The organism is Wolbachia endosymbiont (group A) of Volucella inflata (assembly GCF_947250665.1).
Classification (GTDB): Bacteria; Pseudomonadota; Alphaproteobacteria; order Rickettsiales; family Anaplasmataceae; genus Wolbachia; species Wolbachia pipientis.
Window position 1 is genome coordinate 1,297,883 of the sequence record NZ_OX366338.1, and the last position, 24,811, is coordinate 1,322,693.

Here is a 24,811-nt window from a genome sequence, read left to right on the forward strand (position 1 = left end):
AAGCTATCGAGTCGCTTGTAAGAAAAACACAAACACAAGACTCATCAGTTATCTTTTTCTGATTTGCCTGCTGCATTAATTGCTTGACCAATCTCATCTTGTAAATCATCATGATCATTTTTTTCATCATGATTTAGCCCTTCAATTCTGCTTTCTAACTCTAACTTAATTATAGTATTGATTTTATCTATATTATCAAGAAAGCCTCTACATTCTTCTTCACTATACTCTTCACCAGATGCTTTTTTTTCAATAAATAGGTTTTTAAATCCTGCTAGATCAGAATTCTGATCGGTATTTAGTACAACATTTCTCTCTATGAAGCTAAGGTCTGATAGCAATAAACTAACCTCTAATAGCTCTTCACTTTTAATGTTTGCAAGATTATCAAGATTGTCTAAAATATTAGACATCTTAAGCCTTTCTTGTGCAATCTCTTTGTCTTCCTTATCAAATTCAGACAATAAACCATGATTATCTACAAATTTCTCACTCAAAGCTTTATTCAATTTAGCAAAATTGACATCCTTGTCAAGTGATGTGTTATCCCGCAACAAGTCTACCCTTGCCCTACGCGCATTTAAAATGTCGTCGTAGTCATTTAACTTTATGTTGCCATCTTTGTCTTGCTGCAATTTATAATAATCAAGGCCTTTGAAATTTTTATTAGTCTTCATCTTCAATCCTCTTCTCATCTCCTTTTGCATCTGGTTTCCTCATTGGTTCCGGTAATTTCCTTTTACTGTCTTCTCGATTTCTTTTTTCCTCTCTTTCAGCACGTTTTTTTATAGCTTCCTGGGTATTCATTTCAAAAAGTGCCTTAACGTACTCTTCTGGATTTTTTGGTTCTTTAAATAAAGGCTTAAGATTATAAACTTCGTCTTTTCGATCTCTTTCTTCTTTTCTTCTAGCTCTTTCAGCACGTTTTTCTACAGCTTCTGGAGTGTTCATTTGAAAAAGTGGTGAGAGGTTGTAAACTTTATTTTGACTTCTTCTGCCTTCTCTTTCAGCACGTTTTTCCATACCTTCAAAAGCAGATCCAAAATCATCAATTTCATCTGGGCCTTTTGGTTCCGTGCCTAAATTTCGTGTCACTTCATTTGATTGATCAGGCTTATCTTCTTCTGTTGGCTGATCATGCTGTAGTTGATTAGGCTTGTCTTCTTGTTCTGTGCTTAGTTCTCGTACTACCTTATCTGGCTGACCTCCCCCTCGTAGTCGAAGAGGGTCGCCTTCTTCTAGTGGCTGATCATGGTTATCTCTTACTAGTTCCGTGCCTAACTCTCGTTCTACCTTATTTGATTGATCAGGATTGTCTTTTTCTGGTTCTCTCTTACGGCCGATAGTGTAATCATGAAGCTTCTCTAAGAAATCTCGCCTATATTCTTTTGCTCTATAGAGTAGGTTATGATCATAGCCATGCTTTCCTATAGAGTCAAGGCCATGCTCCCAAGTAAATTTCATAGCATCTTCTATTGTATAGCCCAAATGTGATCCTACATACCCTTTGTAATATTCTAAATATCTATCAATTCTTCTATGCACAACATCTTCTTTATCAACTCCAAATGCCCTGTAGATCTTTTCCTCAAGTTTATCAACATCATTTTTAGGTGATGTTGCAAATTTTGTTGCTTCAATAGTAGCACCTACAAATTTACGTGGCACATCAATAGCGTATTTCAGCACTCCTCCAACTCTTGGTACTCTCCCCAGCAGATTAGCTGCACCTCCGGCTAATCTATCCGGTAAATGAGTAGCCCAACTGCCTAAAGACTCAAGTCCTCTACCAGCAAAATTTTGCCACTGCTGTTTGAATCCTTCCATTATGCCAGTCAAAGGCGATGCCTGATACATACTAGATATATTGTAAACGCTGAATCCACCACCAGCGATACTTGAGCCCATTTGTTGTACGAACGTGCGTAAGGAGAACATTAAAAATGAAAGCAAGAATAGTACAAAGATCTCTCCTGCATTGATTAAATAACCTCTCTGTATGTCTTGCACCCTTTGGTAATCGCTATTTTCTTGATAATTTTTGCAATCCTCACAATCTTTACATTTCTGACAGTATTCACTGTTGGGATCCTTATATAAATCATGAAGTTTCAGTATTCTACAACCTTCTTTTTCTACCGCACTCCGCACTAAAGATCTTATTTCATTAATTATTTCCCTATAACTATTGCATTTATTTATATCTTGACAGTAGCGTTTTATTATTTCACTAACATCACCTATCCTTTTCTCTATATTGTTGATCAGTAATATAATGTCAGCCCTCTCTGATGCATGGGATAAACTATTTGTTAAGCGTACTAGATCTTTTGCACTGCAGCCATTACTAACTACCATATCACTTTCTGCAATATAGTGGTCTGCTGGATTATCTTTAGTTCCAGGCATTGGATTAAAGAAAGGATAATCTATATAACGAAACCCTTTTATATGTTCACCATTTTTATCTTTAGGGTAATCCGGTGGAAGCGGGATATATCCAGCGCCTCCAGTAAATTTTATTGTACCACCTTCTCTGCTTATCTTTTCTATACCTTCTATACTTTTATCTATGTTAAAAGAAGAAGCTTCTCCAAGAGTGTAAGGTACAAAAATTTGCCCTGGGGTCCAACCAAAGTACTGCTTATCAACGATACAAAAACCGCCAAACACCCATTTTGGAGCACATAACTTTACCTCGAACCATTTATTGTAGCATACAGTAAAACCTAGTTGTCTATAAAAGGTGTTCATTATCATTGAAGCCAACAATGACAAGAGAGTAAATATCATAATCGATTGTAAACAAAAACTGATGCAGAATTTTATCCAACCTTCAAATAGACTTTTCAGCGGTGAAAATAAAATAGAGATCAGGAACAGTGGCATGATAGCTATAAGAAAAGCTATACCCATAAAGCCAGAGAGAAATATTATGTAAGCATACAAGCACAACAAGAAGTATAGCACAATCCCTATGAAAATTGCCGGTATCATAAGAAGGCTTGCCCACATTTGGTAATGTAAAAACGCTGCAAACTTTTTCCAAACAGAATAAGCAAAAAATTTATTGAACATGTCCTCCATGAAGCTAAACAACTTAGCTTCATCTCCTTGAGCAATACTTCCGGTGTTCATGTTGGGAGCAAAGTTAGTAATTACACTTATCAAGTGTTCAAGACCTTTAACGAATAAAACAAGAAAATGATCATAGAAAAATCTAAAACTTCCAGGAGATATAAGCACTATTACTAGAGTGATTTTCATCATTCTGATGAGCATATCATGCTTAGTTTCTCGTATCATGCCAAAAAGATAAAGAAGCGATGAAATCATTACAAATAGAACAAGCAAGGAAAGAACAAAATTGTGAAAGCTCGTACTTTTTTCAGCTATATTTTCGAACATAGCTTGTGCAACTGCAGGATCATTGCTATTAAAATGTTCTTTGCAATTTTCGTTAATCAATAATACACATTTTAGATAGTTATAAATGTAATCAAAAAACCCAAAACTACTTGGCTGCTGCACTCCACTTAAGAACTCAAAAGAGTAGCCACCTACATTATCTAAGTAATATCTATCTAATATTTTTACATATATTTTCCATCCCTTTTTTAACTTCAACTCATTACAATTTCTGTCCTTTAATTTAGTGTTATCTCTGTCTAAAGTAAAAAATCCATTGTCGCCCTCTGCTGTGGAGTTATAACCTAGATGTACAGTAGGATATTGAGGATCGCGCATTAACTTTAGATTTTCGTTAGGATCATCTTTCCCCGTTTGAAACAAAAGATAAGCACCATGACCATTGGTAAACCAACATGGAGCACCACGTGATACTGTATTTGCGCTATCATCTTCATTAATGCACTTGCAATTTACAGTGCAACTTGTATCAGACTTACTTGAAAATTTTTGTATGCTAGGTTTATAATCATTACAAACTAAGTGAAAATTAGGTAAACTATTATCACTTTGTTTACCTTCAAATTTAGTTGCATATTTTAACTGCTCCAAGCTTTGTAAGGTATAACTGCCTTTTTTAGATTCCTTCTTGTTATTATTACTCCAAGATGTCCATGCACCATTAACTCGCACTTTTAAACTATCTCCATTGGTTTCGAGTCCGGTATCCTCCCACTTCACCACTTGGTTATGGTGAAAACCATAATTAATTTCGCCAGTTTCAGGATCAATAACTTCTCCATCTCCTGGAATAAACGCATCGTGGTCGCTTGAAAAATGAGCGCTTACTGCAATAGGTTTAGGACCAAAATAGTCAGCAGATATGCACCTTGGAAAAGGCATATCATTCTTACTACAACCTGTGATCAGCATATAAGCTGCAAGAAGTAATACCCTAAACCAACATTTGCCTAAGCGTGATTGCATATCTAAACTTTTTCCAAATATAGAAATAAATTTCTAAAACTTTACTTAAAATATCTTTTTAATTAGTTACTCCATAACATCATTCATATCTTACTTCTCTCCATTTCCTTCCTTGTTTTTAGCTTTATCACTAGGATCACTTCTTATTGTTTCATCAGGATTTTTTTGCTGACCTGATTGTTTTGGTGCTTCAGGTTTAGAGCTCCCCCTCTCCTTTTTATCAGGACCTTCTTGCTTACCTGATTGTTCTGGTATTTCAGATTTAGGGCTCATGGAATTATCCTTCACGTCAACTTCCGTCCGATCTTTACCCACTTGTTGCCTAATGTTCTGTATAATACCTTGGGTCTTATCATCAAGGCCAACGGTGGACAGCATAGCTTGCGATGCGCTCTTAGCAACTTGACCAACACTGCCAGCAAACCCAAAACCAGAGCTGAATAGTGCTTGTGCCATAGCTTCCGATATAGAAACAAAAGCTTCCATTGCACCGGCAATAATGAGGTATATAAACGCCTGGATTAGGTCTATAGGTAATGCTGCAAAGTGCCCACCAGCTCTTTCTCCGGTACTTAATGCAACATCAACATTAGTGCCAGGACTGTATCCAAGAGGCAGTATTGATTTCATCAGGCATAGATCATACGATAAGAAATTTACGCTAATTAAACATTGATAGCATGCAGAAAAATTTGTGAGATTGTATAGAACTGAATACATCAACTGATTTAAAAGAGATAAAGATGAAAATAAAATAACTGGTTGTACTGCAACGTGAGCCAGCGTTTTTATCCAGTTATCAAACAAGGATTTAGTCTGTTGGAATAGAATAAATACAATAAACAAAGGTGTTAACGACAATAAAAACGCTACTAAAATAGTAGATATTACATATTTCAATGTAGCACTAATAATGCATTTTAAAAACGCATAAGTAGCGCAGAGTATTGCCCAAAATGCAATAAAGCCAAAAGGACCAGAAAGCATCAACGATAAAAACTTTAGCCAAGTTTCTGCTGTGAATAATACTCCTGCTGTCAAGTCTAAGAATGCAAATTTTCTCTCCCCTTCTCCTACATAGCCAGAAAAACTATCAACTAAATAAATGCTACCATCTATAAAAAGTCTGGATAAAGCTGTACCAAAAAGTTCCCAGCTTCTATCGCTAAAGGCAAAAGCTATAAATGCTATCTTGAACATTCTTACAATGAAATCAAATTTACTTAGCTGTATTGTTCCAAGCATATAGCCAACGACAGTAAATATAACGTATAGAGTAAGCAAAGCTCTTACCCCTTGAAGAAGACCTCTTGCATATCCTTTGTATGAATCTTTAACGCTGTCCCCAATTACTTCTTCTTTTATAAGTTTAAATACCCCGTTTACATTCGATGAAATAAAATCATTAATTTTTCTTTTAACAAATAAAGTTACTGTGTACTTACTATTTTCATAATATTTGCCATTTTTATCTGTAATGTCATCTCTCTCTACGTTGCTTACATTGATGCCGAAATATATCTTCTTAGATTCTTCGTTCTGAAAGTGTTCTCCGCTTATTACATCTAATATGGTGTACTCATCTTTTCCGTTTACTCTTTCTCTCACTCCTACCACTTTAAAATCATTAGTTCCCACACCATGCAAATCTTTAGGTGGCTCATCACCTAAATATACATATAATTTTTTGCCATTAATATATTCACATGATCTAGTCACTTTAACATGGTACCCTCCTCTATTATAGTAATAATGACCATAATCTGCGATAGCGAGCATCACACTACTACCGGGCGTTACCTCGTCATTTACTGGATAATCATTGTTCAATTCCAGAGAAAAATCCTCGAATTTATTGTTACCGCCAATTTGCGAACACATATTATCCCCTTTTGCACCCTCTTTCTTTGGAAGACATTGAATGCCTTTAGCAGTATCTTGATCATCAGGCTTGCCAATTTTTGCAACAAGCGCTTCAGCCCAAGAGTCATTATCTTTAGTGTTTAATGTAAGATCAATGTTACTCCCTGTGTTTTCTTCAATCTTCTTAAGTTTGTCTTCAACCTCTTTGAGGTGAGAGTACATGTCACATTTATTTTCTCTTTTGTTTTCTTTATTTTTTTTATCATACTTATCGTATCTTATAGAAGAGACACAGTTCCGTTCTCCTGCTCGACCTGAATCATAGCTCCATATACCTTTTCTAGTATAGCATATATTCTGATAGTAACAATTAAGCTCATAAGAACTGTACTTTTTTTTCTCATCCAAACTACAGTTTTTTCCATCACATAACTCATTCAATCCTATTTTAGCTCGGCGTAAATCGAACAGCGAGCCATGTATCCATGGTTCGTTGTTTTTAACATAACCTTTATTAAAATGTACCTTATTATCATATGGAGTGTACCCATTGCCAACTAGCACTTTGCTTTCCTTTGCTTTTGTTTTATCAAGAGGTAAAAATTTTATTTTATTTCTCTTTCCATCCTTGCCCTCACAAAAAAATTCCTCTCCCTCTTGCTTGCTAACATTCAATATTTCACTTGCTGACACTTTTTCACCTCCTTCTTCAGCTCTATAACAATTGTCATCAAAGCTGATACCTTTCCCTCCTGGATTGTCATAATCAATTGTTATTTTTCTGGGAACTAAGCTAAAGCTTAACTTATCACCAGGATTTACTTTAATTCCAGTGTCTACATAACGTCTATTGCTGCCAAATCCTTTACCACCGCACAATTCGTTTTTATTTACGCCTTTTTCATCAACGCCATAATTATTAGGCACATCGTTAATATTTGCAGCTTTACTATAATTTGGTTCTGAGCCATCAGCACAAAAGCTAGCTGGCACAAGTACTTTCCTTGGATTTTTGTCTTCTTTAAAAGGGCAAAAATTTACTGATCCATCGAGGGTGAATTTGATTTCCTCACCCTTACTAATTACTTGACCAGAATCAACCCAATGAATTTTAACTTCTTCACCAGCTTTATGAACTGGAACATCCACGTTAACACTAGTGTTTCTGCTCTGCAACCCAGGTTCGACACAATCCATGTTACAACCAGTGATTGCAAGACACAGTATCAACAATAGTGATCTTTTACTTATCATTGCTGTCTTCCTGGTGGTGGTATCTGAGGCGTTGACCTTTGAGTCCCTTGTGGTATTTGAGGTCTTGACGTACCTGACTGTTGAGAAGCACCTCCTCTTTCTCTTCTTTGAACGCTTTGTTCATCTAACCCTACTATTCCCATTAAGCTTTGTTGATATTGTCCCCCAGGTTCGTTTTGCACATAAACACCAACCAACGAGTCAGATATTTTCGAAGAAGCTTCAACTAAAGCTTTCATAGCGTGTCCCAAAATAACAAAAGCCATCATAGCGGTAATATTAGGTGTATATTTGGAAGCATAACCATAGAAGATACAAGGGTTAAAAATCTTTAGGTTAATACTCAGTATACACGTAGAGCAGAGTTCAAAATCAAATACTGAATACACAATATAATCCATAACCTGGCTTATCAGTGATATAAAAATTAAAAGCACTACTGGATGAATCGCAAATCTTGCTAAATTTTTAACCCAGTTGTGAAACATCTGCCTAGTATACGCAAATAAAAGACAAATAATAAAAATAGGTGCTAAAGAAAGTAATAACGCAACTATTGCTATAGATGTAATAAAAGAAAATAAGGCATTAAAAATAGATAAGCTCACTGTGATTAAACCCCAAATCACCAAGCAAAAAGATACAATGCCCAAAGGACCAGAAAATATAAGAGATACTATTAACAATACTGAATGCGATGACAAGAACCTATTGAGCGGTAAATCAAGAAACTCAAAAACATTTGAAGTAGTGCCTCTAAAATTTGCTATTTCTATTAGTTGTTTTGGAGTGTTAATAAATATAGAGAATGCGTTGTTATAAAAAAAGTTCCAGCTATTATCCTGCAATAGCTGGGCGATGATTCCTATCTTTACGCATATAATTAAAAACTCATATATAGAAATATGAGTTAATCCAAAAAAGTAATAAAGAGTATATAAGATTATATATAGTACTAATAGTGATATTATAGTAGATCTAATGGTATTTGTTCTGCTTGATTTTATAAAACTTTCGTAAAGAGACTTTACAGGACTAGTATCAGAGTGAATTGCGTTAAGATCTTTGTAGCTAGAGCCGAAAAATGCAGTTTTCACTTTTGCATCAAAGAAATTATATATTGCACTAAAAGTTCTTGTAGGTGGCTCTTTAGTTGTTAGGTTAATGCTAAACTGACCTTCATTTTTGTAATCGCAGCCATGGTCTCTTATTCCGTAATATATGGTGCCTGTTTTGTCTTTTAATTTTCCTTTCAAGTTTTCCATATATTGGATGTCATGAACTTTGCTGATATCTACAGATATATCCGCTTGGTTTTCACCAGGCTTATGCTCAGGAAGTTTGTCAGAGACGCTTATATACAAGCTATTCTCCAGACTGTGGTTCTTTGTTACTCTTATATTGAAACCACCCTTGCCAGTACCATCACCTAACGTAAAAATTAACTCTGGTTTTGGATGGTCACGATCTATCTTATTATCACAATTAGTGCATAAACCACCTCCTGGAATGTGTTCAAAATCTTCACCATCCATATAAACACTTAAGTATTGAACATCAATTTCTATTTTTGCATCCTTTAAAATGTCACTAATAGCCTCACCAACAGATTCTTTATTAACAGACTTTAAAGCACTTGTAATGGATGTATCCAGATTGCGTTTTGCAGCATTCTGTGCACGATTAGGCAAACAAAGCTTTTTTCCACGATCATCAAAGCATACATATTTACAGGCTAGATCTAAGATATATGTATCTATCTTGCTTGCTTGACTACTTGAAAGCGAGCTGCAGTCTATATCTTTTCCTTGTTGTTTTATAGAATTGACAATCTTTTCAATCTCCTTTCTTTTTTCATCTTGATCTGACTTTGAAAAATCTGAACTCTGATATTCTTTTCCATTTTGATGCAGCCAGTATTCATTGCTTCGTATGTATTTATTAGGACATATTCCATCCTGACATCCTTCTCGATTTAAAACATGTGCAAAATACTCCTTTTCTTTTTCACTGCACTTTTCATCAATACTTACATACCTGATTTTTGTATCATTTTCTTTATCTTTACACACTTTACTTCCAATAACACTAAAGCTTATCGAATCACCGGCTTCAAGTGCAAATGGTAATGTAACATCATTTCTCCCAGGCCCAATTGCAAAATCTTCATACTGCTTAGGACAAAAATTAATATTGCTAGGCACTATATCAATCTCTGTTACTCTTATTCTATCTGAGATATTAACACCGGAATCAACCCATTTTTGCTCTGTTGACACTATATCTAGTTTTTTACGCAAACCTGATAAATTTTCTGGCTTAATACAGTGATGTTCCCCGCAGCCTGACAGAAAAAAAAACGGTATTATCAGCAAAAATTTTAGCATAAATCCAACTCATTCAGTGCTTTTGTTAACACTCTCGGAGCTACTAGAACCAGAACCTCGAGATTTACTCTTGTCTCCACCACTCAACTTCTTAGCAGCAGCACCAGCAACTCCAGCAACACCCCCAGCAGCAGCTTTGGCAGCAGATAAAGCTTTGCCCACCATTTGTCCAGGTGTCTGACCTGAGCCAAGTGCTGCTCTATGGTTACCAGCAAGTTCAGCAGCTATGCCAGGAAGAATGTTTAAAAAGTGGTAAAAGAGGAATAACACTAGACACAATTTTAATAATTCTCCGATGAGAGAGCTGCCAAATTCCATGTATGTAAAATCAAATAGACCAAGTATAGTGCTCTTTTTAAAGCTGTAGTTTTGCATCATACAAGCTAGAGTAGTTTCATTGTTATCACATTCCCCATCTCTCAATTTAAACCACTGTTTTTTCTTACTAGCTGAGGGTTTTGCTTGGTTATTTTCATATGACTTATCCGGTTCAAAATTTAAATTTTTATAATAGATTTTATCACATGCTATAAACATAAAAGACAAAAACGCAAAAAGGATAACCGGGTATAAGCTATAGGTGATCAATTCTCTTACCCAGCCGTCAAAATATCCTTTGGTGTGTTGGAATAAAACCATAGGGATGAACAAAGGTGATAAAATGATGATTACACTCAAAGCAACTAGAGATAAAATAAATACATAGCACAGCCACAAAATAACCATCATCAGCAAAATGGCCATAAATATAGCAACAAGAGCTATTAAAATCTGTCCACCAGCAAAAATAATACCGATTACCGAACCTGCAACTAATAAGACAGGAGCAGCACCAAGCAAGACTGCTAACGTTGCAACACCTCCAGTACCAATTTTGCCACCAATTCCATCTAAAGGGGCACCTAAATAAAATAAAATTCTACAATCAAGCCTATCCCAAGGTGCAAGATAACTGTAAGATACCCTCTTTCCTGCACGAGTATATTCATAATCTGTACCTGCTTTATAATTACATATGCCTTTACTTTCAGATGATGCTTTTAGCACTATCTCTGACAAACCATTTGAGAGACGAGTTAATTCTCCATAATAATGAGACATGGTACTGCCTGTTGTGAAGTAAATCACTAAAGCGAATTTTATGATCAACATATACATTTCTTGAGGCCTCTGAACTCCACCAGACATGGCTTTTATAGAGAACAGTATTAAAGCTAAAACTAAAACAGCAGTTACAGTGTTTTTCAGCCTTTTCTGTGCTACAGATATAAAACTCTCACCATTTGGTACACCTTTACCTGCAACTAAATTATCTAACGATTCCTTAATGCATTGCACTATCATAGAAGTTACGGGAATAGGAGCTAATGATTTACTCCCTGCCTGGTTATAACAAGCTTCAGAGACATACGAGCTAAAACAGCCAGCATTATCATAACCTACAAAAATTTTCCCCCCTTGTCCGTTGAGTCTTTTTTCTTTAGATCTGATAATAGTTTTATAGTCATCATTATTACCAATAGGAACTTTTTCCTCTCCTGTACCATCTTTATTTTTGAATATCATCACAGATTTTTCACACATAGGAGCAAGTGGGTCAGGTGGCAATTCCGTGCACCCCATATCAACCCCTTGCGGCCAAGGAGTCATTTCGATACCAAGCATGCTAACACTGGCTAACTCCACACATAATCTGCCCGTTTTTCTCACTGCTTTGAATGTAGCTCCATGTATGGGTTCGCTCTGTCCTGCTTTGAGAACTTTACATTTCAGCTTACCATCAACTCTTGGTGACCATGACCCATCTACATACCCAGTGTCCTTCTCTCTAACATCAAAGTCTATATCACCAAAAATATTACCAAAAGTTAAAGGATTTCGATGACATACTTCTATATATTCACTGTATTGCACACTATTTTTTGGCCAGTAATAACTCTCTGTACTCTCCTGAACGTTAGAATTTAAGGCTTCTTTTTCTGCTCTTTTCCCGTCATAATCTTTTTTGTTCACTTTTTCCCGAGCTTTATCTTGCAAACAAGAAAAATAATCATCTTCTGTTTGGTAATTTTTATTGGTGCAGCCACTATAATCTGTATCTTTTAATTCAAAGTTTTTATATTTTCCATCATGGTCACGTGCAACTGGGTGTTTAACAAAACTGTGTTCACAAACAACAAGCCCCCCTATGGCTTTCCAGACTCCAACGATTGCAGCTATCATTCCAACGACAACAAGAGCAGTAAATAAACCAGCAGAAGAAACGATCAAAACAATACCAGTAAATATTGCACCAACAGCAATCGCTATTCCAGCAAGTGCCGCAGCCGTTTTAAACGCTCCACAATCAGGATTAGAGGCACGATTGAAGCTGCCAGTAGAATTAAATCTACTAACAAATTCAGTTTTTTTAGTGCCACTCACCTCATCTGCAAACACTGGATAAGAAAGTAGAAAATCTATATTTAATAAAAATATTGCAATTAATAGCAATGACAGCTTAGTCTTAAACATTTTTTACCTTCTGATAAAATATAGGCAACCATACTTTTGGGTTGTCCCCAACTTCTTTTAATATATCATGTAACAGTATGACACTTTCTGCACGTCCGGATAATACATTGATTATATCATCCAGATCTTTTAAGTCTATTCTAGCTACTACAGCATTGACTCCTTGTTTCACCAAAAAGAATCTAGTACTTGGATCTGTGTGCTTAATTAATATATATTCACGTTCAGTTAACATAAAAACATCCCGATAGACACTAGTAGCTTTCAGATTTGGTAAAAAAATCTGTGTCGCTGTTTGTTGTACAAGCGTATCGCTAATAGTACTTTTACTTGCATCCTCAACACTCTGAGTAGCAAAAATCACAAAAGCATTTAGTTTTCTCAGTACCTTCAACCAGTCTTTTATCTTGGGTGCAAAAACTGGATTATCTATTAACGCCCATGCCTCATCAAGAACGATAATAGATGGAGTGCCATCAAGAGATATACTAATCCTATGAAATAAATAAATCAAGACCGGTCCAAGAGCAACAGGATCTTTGAGCAAGCTAGCCATCTCAAAACCAAATACTCTTGCTCGTGAAAAATCTAGCAAATCTTCTTTATTGTCAAATATTGCAGCATGAGAACCATTATCATGCCACATAGATATTGCCCCAGCTAGAGTATCAGGACCTGCAAGCCCTAAAAACGGTACGAGGTTTCTCAAGAATCTGTCTTCTTTTCTTAATTTAAAATTTCCTTCAATTGCATCATTAATTCGTGCAATATCTTCTGAAGTAAATTTATCATTATACACCGAAATTAAAGACTTTATCCACTCCATTAAAAATGTTCTATTATCAGAGGTGTCACCAAGTTGTAAAGGATTAAAATTTGTTTTAGTTCTTGGTTCTATTACAGTATAGATACCACCAAGTGCTCTTAAGAAAATCTCTGCACCGCGATCTTTATCAAAAAAGAATATCCTTGGAGAAAACTTCATCGCTTGGGCACACAAGAAATTCATTAAAACAGTTTTACCAGCACCAGTTGGACCAATTATCATAGTGTGTCCAACATCCCTTATATGAAAGTTGAAAAAAAATGGAGTACCAGATGTCGTGTCAAAAACTGTAACAGCATCTCCCCAGTGGTTATTGAATTTATTACCAGTAGGATAATTATGTTGAGATGCAAATCCAGCCAAATTAAGACTACTTATTGTAGCTTTTCTCACTATATAATCGAAATTACCAGGAATTTGCGCCCAAAATGCTGGTTCAAGGTTAACTCTCTCACGTATAGGGTAAACACCGCAATTAGAAAGCTCTGATTCTACCAACGACAGAGCGTTATCCAATGATTTAGGACTTTTTTCTATACATAAAATAGTCAGGTGATGTTGACCAAACGCAATCTTACCACTCATTGCGTCATCAAGCGCTTGAGAAATTTCTGCTATTTGAGAAATAGCTTTATCTGCAGACTGTATCATTCGATTTTGCTGTATCTGCATTTTTCCAATCGCCATTTGCCTGTTTATAAATTGAAAAGATTGCGTAATTATAAACTCGTAAGGAAGTTGTAAAAACGAATCAAGCATTCCTGCAGAAGTATGATTTCCATATTCTTTGATACTAATTATTCCAGCATATTTACTCTCATTATGAGTCACAACCTGTATCATCTTACGGCCAAAGAATAACCTATGTACTGGTAAGTACCTTGATATTTCAGTTCTTAGCGGAAAAAGCGTATTTGTAACGAAGCCACAATTTACGATTCTAGATAGAAACTCCATTATTTCGCAGAACAAACCATCTGGAGTTTCTTTTACTCCAAGAATTTTAGGCGAATAATTTCTAAGGCTTGTCACTACACGATTTGTCGTTTCCTCTAAATCTTCATACGTGGCACGTATATCACTTTCCCAAGCATGTTTTGAAGTTACATGTCCGAATTTTTTTAGTAGATGTGACAAAAATTCTACTCCTTTTGTGTCCGCTCTACGGATAATCGTAATGTATAGGTCATTAATAAATGATTGCCTTGTTGCGTGTTTTTCTCTCCATTTTAGATTTACGTGATTAGCGAAAAAATTCGGCAAACCTTGACTTGCAAATTCATCAGAAAAAATATTTTTCTTACGTCTGATAGTATGAAAATACAAACTAAATGCCGGAGATGAAATGCTTCTTAGCATCTGATTCCTGATGTTGTTCTGTATGACTAAATCCTCGTCATCGGCGGTTTCAAATGCAAAACCACTTAATTTTATAACCTTAACCAACCAATTTTCTTTTGTCATCAAGGTTGTGCTATTCCAATAGCAAGAATAAGGAATAAATTCAGCAGCGTGAACTTCCCTGCTCAGAGTAGATTTATTCTTTGATTGAACAGCCCTAAACCTCAGCATCACACAACGTTAAGCAATATCATAAGAATTGGCTCCATGGTAAAAACGATTTAAACATTTCGAGCACTTTCCTAATTTTACCATAAATAATTCAATAAACAACGGTTCTTTTGCAGAAGCTATATAACCAAGTCCATGTATACCTGGTAACATTAAGAGAATCACTCTCAAATCATTTGAATTAATGAAAATTAGCATGCAAATCAGGACGTTTAATATTGCAAACATATAACTCACACCAAAGAGCATTGCAGGTCTTGTAAGACCTTTAAATAATTGATCTGTTTGTATACTACCTGTGGACATATCTTTAACCTTCTAATAATAACTAATACTATATCATTATGTTAAAAATCCATTGAAACTAGTAGCACTTTAAGTTAAGATACGTTATTTAACCCAGATAATGACAAGTTGGCCATTTCAAGAAGCAGAAAAAATATTGCAAGAGTTTCCTAATAAAAAAGAAATAATATTTGAAACTGGTTATGGGCCCTCTGGTTTACCCCACATAGGAACCTTTGGAGAGGTTTTCCGCACTACAGTTATTGTAAATGCATTAAAAAAAATAGCTCCTGGTATAAAAACCAAAATCATTGCAGTTTCAGATGATATGGATGGTTTGCGAAAAATACCAGATAATGTGCCAAATCAAGAGATGCTAAGAGAGCACTTAAATAAACCACTAACTATGATACCTGATCCATTTGGCACTCATCAGAGTTATGGTCATCATATGAATTCATTGTTGTGTAAATTTCTTGATATGTTTGAATTTGAATACGAGTTCAGGAGTGCAACAGAGTGTTATAAATCTGGCGTTTACGATGAAAAACTTTTACTCTTGCTGAAAAATTATGATAAAGTGATGGACGTAATGCTTCCATCATTTCGGGAAGAAAGACAGCAGACTTATAGTCCATTCTTGCCAATATGCCCAAAAACTTCTCAAGTTTTACAAGTTCCAGTAATTGAAACAAATACAGATAAAGGAACAATCACATATGAAGACCCAAACGGGAAAAAAATAGAAATTTCGGTGACAAAAGGAAAATGTAAATTGCAGTGGAAACCTGATTGGGGAATGAGGTGGGCCGCATTTGGAGTAAATTACGAAGCTCACGGAAAAGATTTAACTCCATCTGCTGTGCTTTCAAGTCAAATATGTGAAATACTTGGAGAAAAGCCACCACTTCTGTTTTGCTACGAGTTTTTCCTTGATAAAGAAGGAAAGAAAATATCAAAATCAAAAGGAAATGGCATTTCAATTGAAGAGTGGCTAACTTACGCACCAACAGAGAGCTTAGCATTGTACATTTTTCAGAGTCCTAAAAAAGCTAAACGTTTATATTTTGATGTGATACCAAAATCAACTGATGAGTATCTAGAGTTTGTTAAGCGTTATCATGAGAACAAAGAAAAGGATATAAATAATCCTGCTTGGCACATTCACCAGGGCAATGTTCCCAGTATAGAAACTTCAGGCATAAATTTCTCACTACTTTTAAACCTAGCAGCGGCTTGCAACGCCGAGAACAAAGAGATCCTATGGGGTTTTATATCCTCTTATGCACCAAACGTTACACCAGAAAATAATAAAATGCTTGATAGACTTTCAGACTTTGCAGTAAAGTATTATCACGATTTTATCAAGCCAACAAAATCATATAAAACTCCAAATGAAAAAGAGAAAGAAGCGTTACTAGATTTGAAGGACACTTTACATTCTCTATCTATAACTGCTACTGCTGAAGAAATTCAATCTCAGGTATTTTCTATTGGAAAAAAATATGATTACACTAACTTACGTGACTGGTTTCAGCTATTATATGAAACGTTACTTGGCCAAAAAACCGGTCCAAGAATGGGATCTTTCATAAAGCTTTATGGAATGGATAATACGATTTCTCTCATAGAAAGCGCTATTAAATGTATACTTTAGAGTTTACCTTCTTTTATTTGAGCTCTTTAGTTTTAATAAGAATTCCTTGACAAACTCCGCTAGCCCCCTTATTATAGTATTAAGGGTATTTATGACTCAAAACTTGCTTTTGACCTGCAGGCTCAATGACAAAATTCAGTAAAAAACTCAGGATATTTATTGGCGGATTACATAAAATTATAGCGGCTGCATGTCTTTTTTATTTTTTCTACATTCAGCCAAATCGCGCTTATTTTAAGCGTTAGCACATTATTACAGCGCCAGTTTAAATTATTATAGGGTCAAAACTCCCACCATGGGGCTTCTTTTGCCTTTTTTTTCTTTTGGTAAATTTCTTAATATTTGTAGCTAAACGACAACCGTCATCCCTGTAAAGGTCAAGTATCCCGCTGCGTGTTAGCGGATGAGATACCGCGGCGGTATGACGGTCTGCGGCGGTATGACGGTTAAGTAGGGTGTCATTCCAGTCTGGAATCTAGTTCTTATTGTACATTTACTTGATGTAGAGTTAAGTTTTCTGGATCCAAGTAGTCTGGGCACTGGTATGACAACCTCTTGGATGAAAACCAGTGTCAGCTACTTTCATGACACCATGACAACCGTCATCCCGCTACGTGTTAGCGCCGCGGCGGTATGACGTAGAGTGCTTAGAAGCGGTTATTTTGCTATAAATGGCTGTAATAGCATCATCTATTTTATTGCTATCACAGCCTGTTTGTGCAAGTTCAGCATTCCCACCACAGTTCTTTTCAACTGCTATTGATATTAGTTCCTTTGCGCTAATCTTATTGATTAAGTCTTTACTTACTTTAATAATCAAAACTGTTTTATCTTTTTCTGTTGCCGTGAAAGCTATTACCGTTTTTGGTTTTTGTTGCTGCAAAACAAACTCTCTTATTACATTTGCTGGAATATCAGTGAAAGTGTGGCTTATAAAATTTATTCCATTTATTTCAGTGCTTTTTATATTCTCTGCACTCACAAGCTTTTTATATAGGTTTCTTATTTTGGTTTCGGATTTTTTGTGTTCTTGACTTAAAACACCTAATCTGCTTGTTATTTCACTTACTGGCACTTTTACGAATTCTGCAACTTTTTTTAAGTTAATTTCATTATCACGTACATAATTAATTGCTTCCTGACCAGTTAAAGCTTCAATTCTCCTCACTCCAAAAGCAACAGAACTTTCTGTTACTATCTTAAATAAACCGATTTCTCCAGTATGTTCAACGTGCGTGCCACCACATAGCTCTTTCGAATCTCCAATATTTACAACTCTAACCTGATCACCATATTTCTCACCAAACAACGCCATGGCTCCTTCGTCTATTGCCTGATTCATGCTTTGAATTTTTGTAGATGCAGAAAGATTTTCTCTGATTAGAGAGTTTACCATATCCTCTACCCAGAATAACTGATCTTGAGTCACTTGAGTGTTATGGCTGAAGTCGAATCTCAGTCTATCTGGTGCAACTAGGGAACCTTTTTGGGTGACATGATCACCTAGAATTTTTCTGAGTGTAAAGTGCAGAAGATGTGTAACTGAATGATTTCTTCTTAAGGTTTGCCTTCTTTCCTTGTCAATGCTTGCTGTAACTATGTCACTTTTACAGATTGAGCCAGATTTAACTATGCATCTGTGCAAATATAGGTCATTAACCTTATTGGTATTCTCGACTATAATAATACTTCTATCAGATTTGATCAGACTGCCAGCATCTCCTACCTGTCCACCTGACTCGCCATAAAAAGGTGTTTTATCAAGTATAATGGTTATCTTTTCTCCCTCCTTTGCAGAATCAATTACTTCATTTTTGGAGGAAACTATAGCTAGTATTTTCGCATCACTTACTTCATTGAACTCATAACCAACAAATTTTGTTTTGCCAAATTTATTGATCAAATCAAACCATACTTGCTCAACAGATTTTTCACCAGATCCAGCCCATTTAGCACGTGCTCTCTCTTTTTGTTCTCCCATTGCATCATCAAAACCCTTCTGGTCAAAATTTATTTTTTTCTCTTTTAAAATATCAAGTGTAATATCCAAAGGAAATCCGTAGGTGTCATATAGCTTAAACGCTGATTCTCCAGGCAAAGTATCGCCCGATTTTAAATCTGTAGTGAATTTCTCCAGGAGATTGATACCTTTCATCAAAGTGTCTTTAAAATTTTCTTCCTCTGATTTTAACGTCGTTTCTATTAAGCTTTTGGCTCTGACTAATTCAGCTCCCATATAAGCCGAACTCGTGCTATCTATCAGCGCAGGAAAAATGCGATGGAGTAGAGAATCATTATATCCAAGCAGGTGGATATAACGCGTGGCTCTCCTAATTAATCTGCGTAATACGTAATTCCTGCCCTCATTTCCAGGAAGCACTCCTTCTGCGATGAGAAATGCAGCCGCGCGAAGATGATCTGCTATGATCTTATGCGCTATTTTATTTTCCGTATTTCCACAGTACTCTTGTGATTTACTTATCAGAGCAGAAAATAGATCAATATCATAGTTATCATGGACGTTTTGCATAACAGCCGCTATTCTCTCAAGGCCCATTCCAGTATCGATGCATTTTTTTGGCAATTTGTGTAAATTACCTTCTTCATCTTTGTTAAACTCCATGAATACCAGATTCCAGATTTCAACAATTCTATCACCCTCTTGTAAATTAGAACTCCCATGGTCATAAAAAATTTCAGAACATGGACCGCACGGACCAGTATTTCCCATACTCCAAAAGTTATCATCCGTTGTAATTCTTATGATTTTATCACTTGAAAAGCCACTTATCTTATGCCAAATCTCGTACGCCTCATCATCAGTATGGTAGACGGTTATGGATAGTCTGTTTTTATCAAGAGATAACTCCTTAGTGATAAATTTCCACGCAAATTCTATCGCAGTTTCTTTAAAGTAATCACCGAAGCTAAAATTTCCGAGCATTTCAAAAAATGTATGATGCCGAGTTGTATAGCCAACATTTTCAAGATCATTGTGTTTGCCGCCTGCCCTTAAGCACTTTTGACTTGAGACAGCACGTTTCATTTCAGTTTTTTGAGCACCAGTAAAAATATTTTTAAACTGCACCATACCAGCATTTGTGAACATGAGCGTTGGGTCATGTTCTGGAATCAAAGGAGAAGAAGAAACCTGCTTGTGGCCATTACTTACGAAAAATTTTATAAATCTTTCTCTGATTTCGTTTAGCTTCATCGTTTTTATTGAGGTTATCTATAAATAATAAGTTGTAATGGAAATAAAATCAATACCACTCTCTAGATCTCAGAACTTCTAGTGACATGCACCTTGTGGTAAGAAAAAATCAATATATTCACGATAAATTTACCTCATATCTGTGTTTTATATGTGGAAATTGGAATGGAAATTTATGTAGGCAAAGAAAAAAGAATAGCAAATGTGGTGACTCAACACTGGAATGACATAAAAGGATCAGACAGAGATTGGCCAGAAAGGCATGAAATAGACACTGCAGAAATAATGGAATCATGGCAGCATTGTTTTGTCATTGAAGTCAAGGATCAAGGTTATATTTGTGAAAATGCAGGAGAAAAGGCTGTTGAATTCTATGGTTTTGAGAAAAAGACGCGCATTGATAATAAGTATGCAATTGATGCACCATTTTTGCGACTATATAAAATAGATGCAGTTATTGATAAACTTGATACTGTAATAGAGAGTAAATGCCCGATCAATGAAGAGGAAGAAAGTGAAAGTGTTAAAATGAGGCAAGTATTGTTGCCACTTGGGAATAAAGAAGGTATAACACACATATTGGGCGTAATTACTTTTAAACTCCTTTAATATACAATTTTAATTTGATTCTTTAATAAAATTATTTATACTAATGCTTAATTACTATTAAAGAACTCAATAGTAGTGCTTGTAAATTTATTTGGAATATGAAGAAAATAAAATTAAAAACCAAATCTTCTGTTAAAAAGCGCTTTCACCTTACAGCTAAGGGTAAAGTCATTTCTACTCAGTCAGGCAAAAGGCATGGCATGGTAAAGAGAAGTAAATCTAATATTCGTAATCAGCGTGGTACAACGATTCTTGGTAAATCTGACTCGCGTATAGTTAAGCTTTATATGCCTTATGGTATTTAATAAAATGGAGGTAAAATAAAATGGCTCGGGTAAAACGTGGAGTCACTACTCACGCTCGTCATAAAAAAATATTGAAACTGGCAAAGGGTTATAGAGGGCGCGCAAAAAGTTGTTATAGAATTGCATTACAAAGAGTTGAAAAAGCACTGCAATATGCTTATAGAGACAGAAGAAATCGTAAACGTGATTTTCGTGGTTTATGGATAATACGTATTAATGCAGCAGTAAGAGAGCATGGGCTTACTTATGGTAGGTTTATGCATGGTCTTACACTTGCCGGCATTGATTTAAATAGAAAAATTCTTGCTGAGATGGCAGTTAATTATAAGGATGATTTTGCCAAATTAGTAGAAACTGTAAGTGGTAAATTAGCGGAGAATTTTTAAAGCAAAAACACCATGAGAATTATTTTCATGGGATCACCAGGATTTGCTGTTAATTCTCTGAGCTTGTTACTGAAATCAAAGAGCGAAGTGGTGGCAGTATACACCAAGGCTCCAAAACCTTCGGGGCGTGGACAGAAGCCAATGAAATCTCCAGTACATGTTATCGCTGAAGAAAGTAACATAGAGGTATGTACTCCTATCTCTCTAAAGTTCTCGGCAGAGCAAGAAAAATTTAGAAATTTCAAGCCAGACGTTGCGGTTGTTGCCGCGTATGGATTGATACTTCCAAGAGAAATTTTGAATATTCCAAAATATGGTTGTATTAATATTCATCCTTCATTACTACCAAGGTGGCGTGGTGCAGCCCCGATACAGCACACAATTTTAGCAGGAGATCAAGAAACCGGGGTTAGCATTATGCAATTGGATGAAGGATTAGATTCCGGCCCTATTTTAAAACAGGAAAAATTTCTTATCGAAAAGAACGATAATTACAAGACATTGCATGATAAATTATCTAAGCTAGGCAGTGATTTACTGCTGAAAGTGCTAAACGAAATTGAAAAACAGCTTCCCTTAAAACAGAACGATAACGATGCATGTTACGCTGACAAAGTGGAAGACTATAAAATTTATGCAAGTGATGCCTGTGAAGTTGCTTATAGAAAGGTTAAAGCGTTTTACCCAAAAGCGTTTATTAAGATAGAGAATAAACGTATCAGGATACTTGATGCTGACTTTGAAGCTTTCGCTTCAGAACAAGGTGAGATTGTTAACGATAATATGCACATAAGTTTAAAAGGTGGCATTTTAATTCCTAAAGTTGTACAAATGGAAGGAAGAAATCCTTGTAGTATTGAAGATTTTATTCGTGGTTTGAAATCAAGCATGGTAAAAAAATTTATAGAATAGACTGCTTTGAAGGAAAGGTTAGGAGGGCTAAAGCAACTTCTACAATTTGGTATTCCGCTGCTTGTTAGCGGAATCTACAACAAGATACCGCGTTTTGGTGTACGAACATTGCAATTTGCAGGTAATTTGAGTAGTAGATGGTGTCATTCCAGTGCTTGACACTGGAATCCAGTTTCTATTGTACAGCCACCTGGTGTGCTCATTTAAAGTGAAGTTTTCTGGATCCCAGTGTCTGGGCACTGGGATGACATCTTTCTTGGTCTCTTGTATCACAATGTTCGTACAGTTGGTGCGACCCGAAAGTCGTGATTTTGTGATGGTTAAATTCCATCTTCCCTAGACATCGGGGATAATGTATGTCTCACATTTTAGAGAGTGGCAACCTCTAGGATGCAAGCATGAGATAAAAGCAGGTAACACTAAACCTTATAGTGAATCCCTGCAAACAGAGTTAGATATGGTTACGAGAGGAACCAATGCCTGAATTGTCGTAACGAACGATATGCGAAATAAGGTTGGTTAACGCATAGACCAAAAGGTACGGAGAAAGTGGATAATTAGAACTTGACTGGTCTGATTAAGATGTTTCCCATCTCCCGGCAAAAAGTTGGAACCTAAGTCTAACATGAAACAATTTCATGGAACGGAGTAACATTATAGATGCTCTTATTCTTTAAGCAGGGAGCCACCCGTATGCACCTATAATGAGGGATTGTCTAAGAAGCCAAGGCCTAAAGTAATGTTTAAGATATGCTGACGTGGACACTGTAATTTGGAAGGTAAAGTTGTGAGTAGTGGTTAATATGTTATGAGCCAACATTAAGTGTTAGGTATGAATGAATACGACTTCTCTAGTAATATAGAGAATGCTGTATTTAAGCTATAAAAACAAATTTACCAAGCTTTGAAATGTTAATTACATGGAGAAGTATGTATAACAAACACCAAGTTAGAGAGAAGCCGGATGTGGTGAAAGTCACAAGTCCGGTTTTGAAGTCGAGTGGGGAGAGGTGACTTTCTCCACTTAGATAACTGGATACCGTGGCGGTATGACGTAGTAGCTATATATAGACAAATTCCTTTTTCTTAGATATAATTTTAAAAAACTTTCCATATAAAAATGAAAATAAAAAGAGCTTTAATATCAGTATACGATAAAACGAATATAATTGATCTTGCATCGTTTTTAATGCAGCAACAAATAGAAATTCTTTCAACGGGAAATACTTATAAAACGCTATCTAGTGCAGGAATAAAAACACAAGAGGTCTCAGATTACACACAATTTCCAGAGATACTGGGTGGTAGAGTAAAAACTTTACACCCTAAAATTCATGGAGGAATACTTTGTGATCGAGAAAAGCACAAAACAGAAATGCAAGATCTAGGTATTGAGCCAATAGACCTGCTTATAACTAACCTATACCCATTTTGGGAGACAGTAAGTAGCGGCTCAAATGAAGAGCAAATTATAGAACAAATTGATATCGGCGGAGTGGCGTTAATTAGAGCTGCAGCAAAAAACTTTCGTTTTACTTCAGTTATTTCTAGCATTCAAGACTACGAAGCACTAAAAGCTGAGATGATAAAAAATAACAATGAAACAACATTGGAATATAGAAAATATTTAGCAACCAAAGCATTTGCTCTCACTGCACACTACGATTCTAATATTCACAGTTGGTTTTTATCCCAGAGTAAAAATAATGAGTTGCCAGAGTTTTTCGCACTATATGGGCATAAAGCACAAGAATTAAGGTATGGTGAAAACCCTCATCAAAAAGCTGCATTTTATAGCAATCAATTCACCAAATATCCGCTGGAAAAAATACATGGAAAAGAGTTGAGTTATAATAATATAGTAGATATAGAGTCCGCACTTAACATAACTTCTGAATTCGAAGAGCCTGCAGCAGTGATAATAAAGCACAATAACCCATGTGGCGCTGCTGTTAGTAATAATGCTTTGGAGGCATATGAAAAGGCTCTATCATGTGATGAAGTAAGCAGTTTTGGTGGCATAGTTGCCTTAAATCGGGAGATAGATTTAAAGCTAGCAGAAAAATTAAACGAGATATTTTTGGAAGTAGTGATAGCACCATCGGTAAACAATGAGGCACTAAAAATTTTACAAAGAAAGAAAAATTTAAGAGTGATTATTCATAAATCTTTCCAACAAAATGTGAAATACCAAATTAAAAATGTTGTTGGTGGGTTTTTGGTGCAAGAAAATAATGACCACACAATAAAAGCAGAACAAGTAACAAAGTGCACTACAACAGAAAAAGAAAAGGAAGATCTTATTTTTGCCTGGAAAATATGTAAACATGTGAAATCCAACGCAATAGTTATAGCAAAAGATGGTTGTGCTATTGGCATCGGCGCAGCGCAAACAAGCAGAATAGATAGTGTAAACATTGCAGTGAAAAAAGCAGGTGAAAAATGTAAAGGTGCAGTGCTTGCTTCAGATGCATTTTTTCCATTCCCAGATAGCATAGTAGAAAGTGCAAAACATGGAATTACAGCTATAATTCAGCCCGGCGGCTCGCTGAAAGATCAAGATGTGATAAAAGCTGCAAATGAAAATAAAATTGCCATGTTTTTCACCGGCATTCGTAGCTTTTTTCATTAG

At 35.8% G+C, this 24,811-nt stretch carries 14 protein-coding genes and 1 pseudogene; 6 read left to right on the plus strand and 9 right to left on the minus strand.

The window, feature by feature from the left end; genetic code table 11:
• Positions 1–44: 44 nt before the first annotated feature.
• The 7 genes from OOK85_RS06660 to OOK85_RS06690 all read right to left on the minus strand — a co-directional run bounded on the left by OOK85_RS06660 (position 45) and on the right by OOK85_RS06690 (position 15,117).
• On the minus strand, positions 45–677 hold the full coding sequence (locus tag OOK85_RS06660; RefSeq protein WP_264704217.1) for a WD_0853 family protein: 633 nt from the start codon (positions 675–677) through the stop codon (positions 45–47).
• Positions 667–4,395 (minus strand): TrbL/VirB6 family protein, encoded by a 3,729-nt coding sequence (locus OOK85_RS06665; protein WP_264702928.1) that lies wholly within the window; start codon positions 4,393–4,395, stop codon positions 667–669. The genes OOK85_RS06660 and OOK85_RS06665 overlap by 11 nt, the downstream gene beginning before the upstream one ends.
• A 90-nt stretch (positions 4,396–4,485) precedes the next feature.
• Positions 4,486–7,512, minus strand: a complete 3,027-nt coding sequence (locus tag OOK85_RS06670) for a TrbL/VirB6 family protein (RefSeq protein WP_264702930.1) — start codon at positions 7,510–7,512, stop codon at positions 4,486–4,488.
• Positions 7,509–9,899, minus strand: a complete 2,391-nt coding sequence (locus OOK85_RS06675) for a TrbL/VirB6 family protein (protein WP_319803667.1) — start codon at positions 9,897–9,899, stop codon at positions 7,509–7,511. Before OOK85_RS06675 ends, OOK85_RS06670 begins: the two co-directional genes overlap by 4 nt.
• A 9-nt stretch (positions 9,900–9,908) precedes the next feature.
• Positions 9,909–12,413 carry a TrbL/VirB6 family protein gene (locus OOK85_RS06680; protein ID WP_264702935.1) on the minus strand — a complete coding sequence of 835 codons (2,505 nt, stop codon included), beginning with the start codon at positions 12,411–12,413 and terminating at the stop codon, positions 9,909–9,911.
• Complete coding sequence (locus OOK85_RS06685; RefSeq protein ID WP_264704218.1) at positions 12,406–14,811, minus strand: VirB4 family type IV secretion/conjugal transfer ATPase; 2,406 nt, start codon at positions 14,809–14,811, stop codon at positions 12,406–12,408. The genes OOK85_RS06680 and OOK85_RS06685 overlap by 8 nt, the downstream gene beginning before the upstream one ends.
• Before the next feature lie 9 nt (positions 14,812–14,820).
• Complete coding sequence (locus tag OOK85_RS06690) at positions 14,821–15,117, minus strand: type IV secretion system protein VirB3 (RefSeq protein WP_007548615.1); 297 nt, start codon at positions 15,115–15,117, stop codon at positions 14,821–14,823.
• 100 nt (positions 15,118–15,217) lie between these two features.
• On the opposite strand from OOK85_RS06690, the gene OOK85_RS06695 reads away from it, so the two are divergent.
• A complete protein-coding gene (locus OOK85_RS06695) occupies positions 15,218–16,753 on the plus strand; it encodes a lysine--tRNA ligase (protein ID WP_264702969.1) in 1,536 nt (511 codons plus the stop codon).
• Between the two features lie 610 nt (positions 16,754–17,363).
• On the opposite strand, the gene alaS is transcribed toward OOK85_RS06695, so the two are convergent.
• Positions 17,364–19,967: an alanine--tRNA ligase gene (gene alaS / locus OOK85_RS06700; RefSeq protein WP_264702971.1), complete on the minus strand. Its 2,604-nt coding sequence runs from the start codon at positions 19,965–19,967 to the stop codon at positions 17,364–17,366.
• Positions 19,968–20,132: 165 nt separating this feature from the next.
• On the opposite strand from alaS, the gene OOK85_RS06705 reads away from it, so the two are divergent.
• The 4 genes from OOK85_RS06705 (at position 20,133) to fmt (ending at position 22,179) form a co-directional block, all read left to right on the plus strand.
• Positions 20,133–20,576: a PAS domain-containing protein gene (locus tag OOK85_RS06705; RefSeq protein ID WP_010962890.1), complete on the plus strand. Its 444-nt coding sequence runs from the start codon at positions 20,133–20,135 to the stop codon at positions 20,574–20,576.
• A gap of 98 nt (positions 20,577–20,674) precedes the next feature.
• Entirely contained in the window at positions 20,675–20,881 is a 207-nt protein-coding gene (gene rpmI / locus OOK85_RS06710; protein WP_015589253.1) for a 50S ribosomal protein L35, read from the plus strand.
• 20 nt (positions 20,882–20,901) lie between these two features.
• Positions 20,902–21,267, plus strand: coding sequence for a 50S ribosomal protein L20 (rplT, locus tag OOK85_RS06715; RefSeq protein WP_264702974.1), 366 nt, complete (start codon positions 20,902–20,904; stop codon positions 21,265–21,267).
• 12 nt (positions 21,268–21,279) lie between these two features.
• Positions 21,280–22,179 (plus strand): methionyl-tRNA formyltransferase, encoded by a 900-nt coding sequence (fmt, locus tag OOK85_RS06720; protein ID WP_065095289.1) that lies wholly within the window; start codon positions 21,280–21,282, stop codon positions 22,177–22,179.
• A gap of 87 nt (positions 22,180–22,266) precedes the next feature.
• On the opposite strand, the pseudogene OOK85_RS08040 reads toward fmt, so the two are convergent.
• Positions 22,267–22,422, minus strand: a pseudogene (locus OOK85_RS08040) (WPE palindromic element domain-containing protein); the annotation flags it as partial.
• Positions 22,423–23,299: 877 nt separating this feature from the next.
• Between OOK85_RS08040 and purH the strand changes: the two are divergent.
• A complete protein-coding gene (gene purH, locus OOK85_RS06730) occupies positions 23,300–24,811 on the plus strand; it encodes a bifunctional phosphoribosylaminoimidazolecarboxamide formyltransferase/IMP cyclohydrolase (RefSeq protein ID WP_264702977.1) in 1,512 nt (503 codons plus the stop codon).

What these genes read in the sequence shown, in the direction of transcription:
- OOK85_RS06660 (WP_264704217.1), bottom strand. Translation starts at nt 677, where the DNA reads ATGAAGACTAATAAAAATTTCAAAGGCCTTGATTATTATAAATTGCAG.
- OOK85_RS06665 (WP_264702928.1), bottom strand. Translation starts at nt 4,395, where the DNA reads ATGCAATCACGCTTAGGCAAATGTTGGTTTAGGGTATTACTTCTTGCA.
- OOK85_RS06670 (WP_264702930.1), bottom strand. Translation starts at nt 7,512, where the DNA reads ATGATAAGTAAAAGATCACTATTGTTGATACTGTGTCTTGCAATCACT.
- OOK85_RS06675 (WP_319803667.1), bottom strand. Translation starts at nt 9,899, where the DNA reads ATGCTAAAATTTTTGCTGATAATACCGTTTTTTTTTCTGTCAGGCTGC.
- OOK85_RS06680 (WP_264702935.1), bottom strand. Translation starts at nt 12,413, where the DNA reads ATGTTTAAGACTAAGCTGTCATTGCTATTAATTGCAATATTTTTATTA.
- OOK85_RS06685 (WP_264704218.1), bottom strand. Translation starts at nt 14,811, where the DNA reads ATGCTGAGGTTTAGGGCTGTTCAATCAAAGAATAAATCTACTCTGAGC.
- OOK85_RS06690 (WP_007548615.1), bottom strand. Translation starts at nt 15,117, where the DNA reads ATGTCCACAGGTAGTATACAAACAGATCAATTATTTAAAGGTCTTACA.
- OOK85_RS06695 (WP_264702969.1), top strand. Translation starts at nt 15,218, where the DNA reads ATGACAAGTTGGCCATTTCAAGAAGCAGAAAAAATATTGCAAGAGTTT.
- alaS (WP_264702971.1), bottom strand. Translation starts at nt 19,967, where the DNA reads ATGAAGCTAAACGAAATCAGAGAAAGATTTATAAAATTTTTCGTAAGT.
- OOK85_RS06705 (WP_010962890.1), top strand. Translation starts at nt 20,133, where the DNA reads ATGGAAATTTATGTAGGCAAAGAAAAAAGAATAGCAAATGTGGTGACT.
- rpmI (WP_015589253.1), top strand. Translation starts at nt 20,675, where the DNA reads ATGAAGAAAATAAAATTAAAAACCAAATCTTCTGTTAAAAAGCGCTTT.
- rplT (WP_264702974.1), top strand. Translation starts at nt 20,902, where the DNA reads ATGGCTCGGGTAAAACGTGGAGTCACTACTCACGCTCGTCATAAAAAA.
- fmt (WP_065095289.1), top strand. Translation starts at nt 21,280, where the DNA reads ATGAGAATTATTTTCATGGGATCACCAGGATTTGCTGTTAATTCTCTG.
- purH (WP_264702977.1), top strand. Translation starts at nt 23,300, where the DNA reads ATGAAAATAAAAAGAGCTTTAATATCAGTATACGATAAAACGAATATA.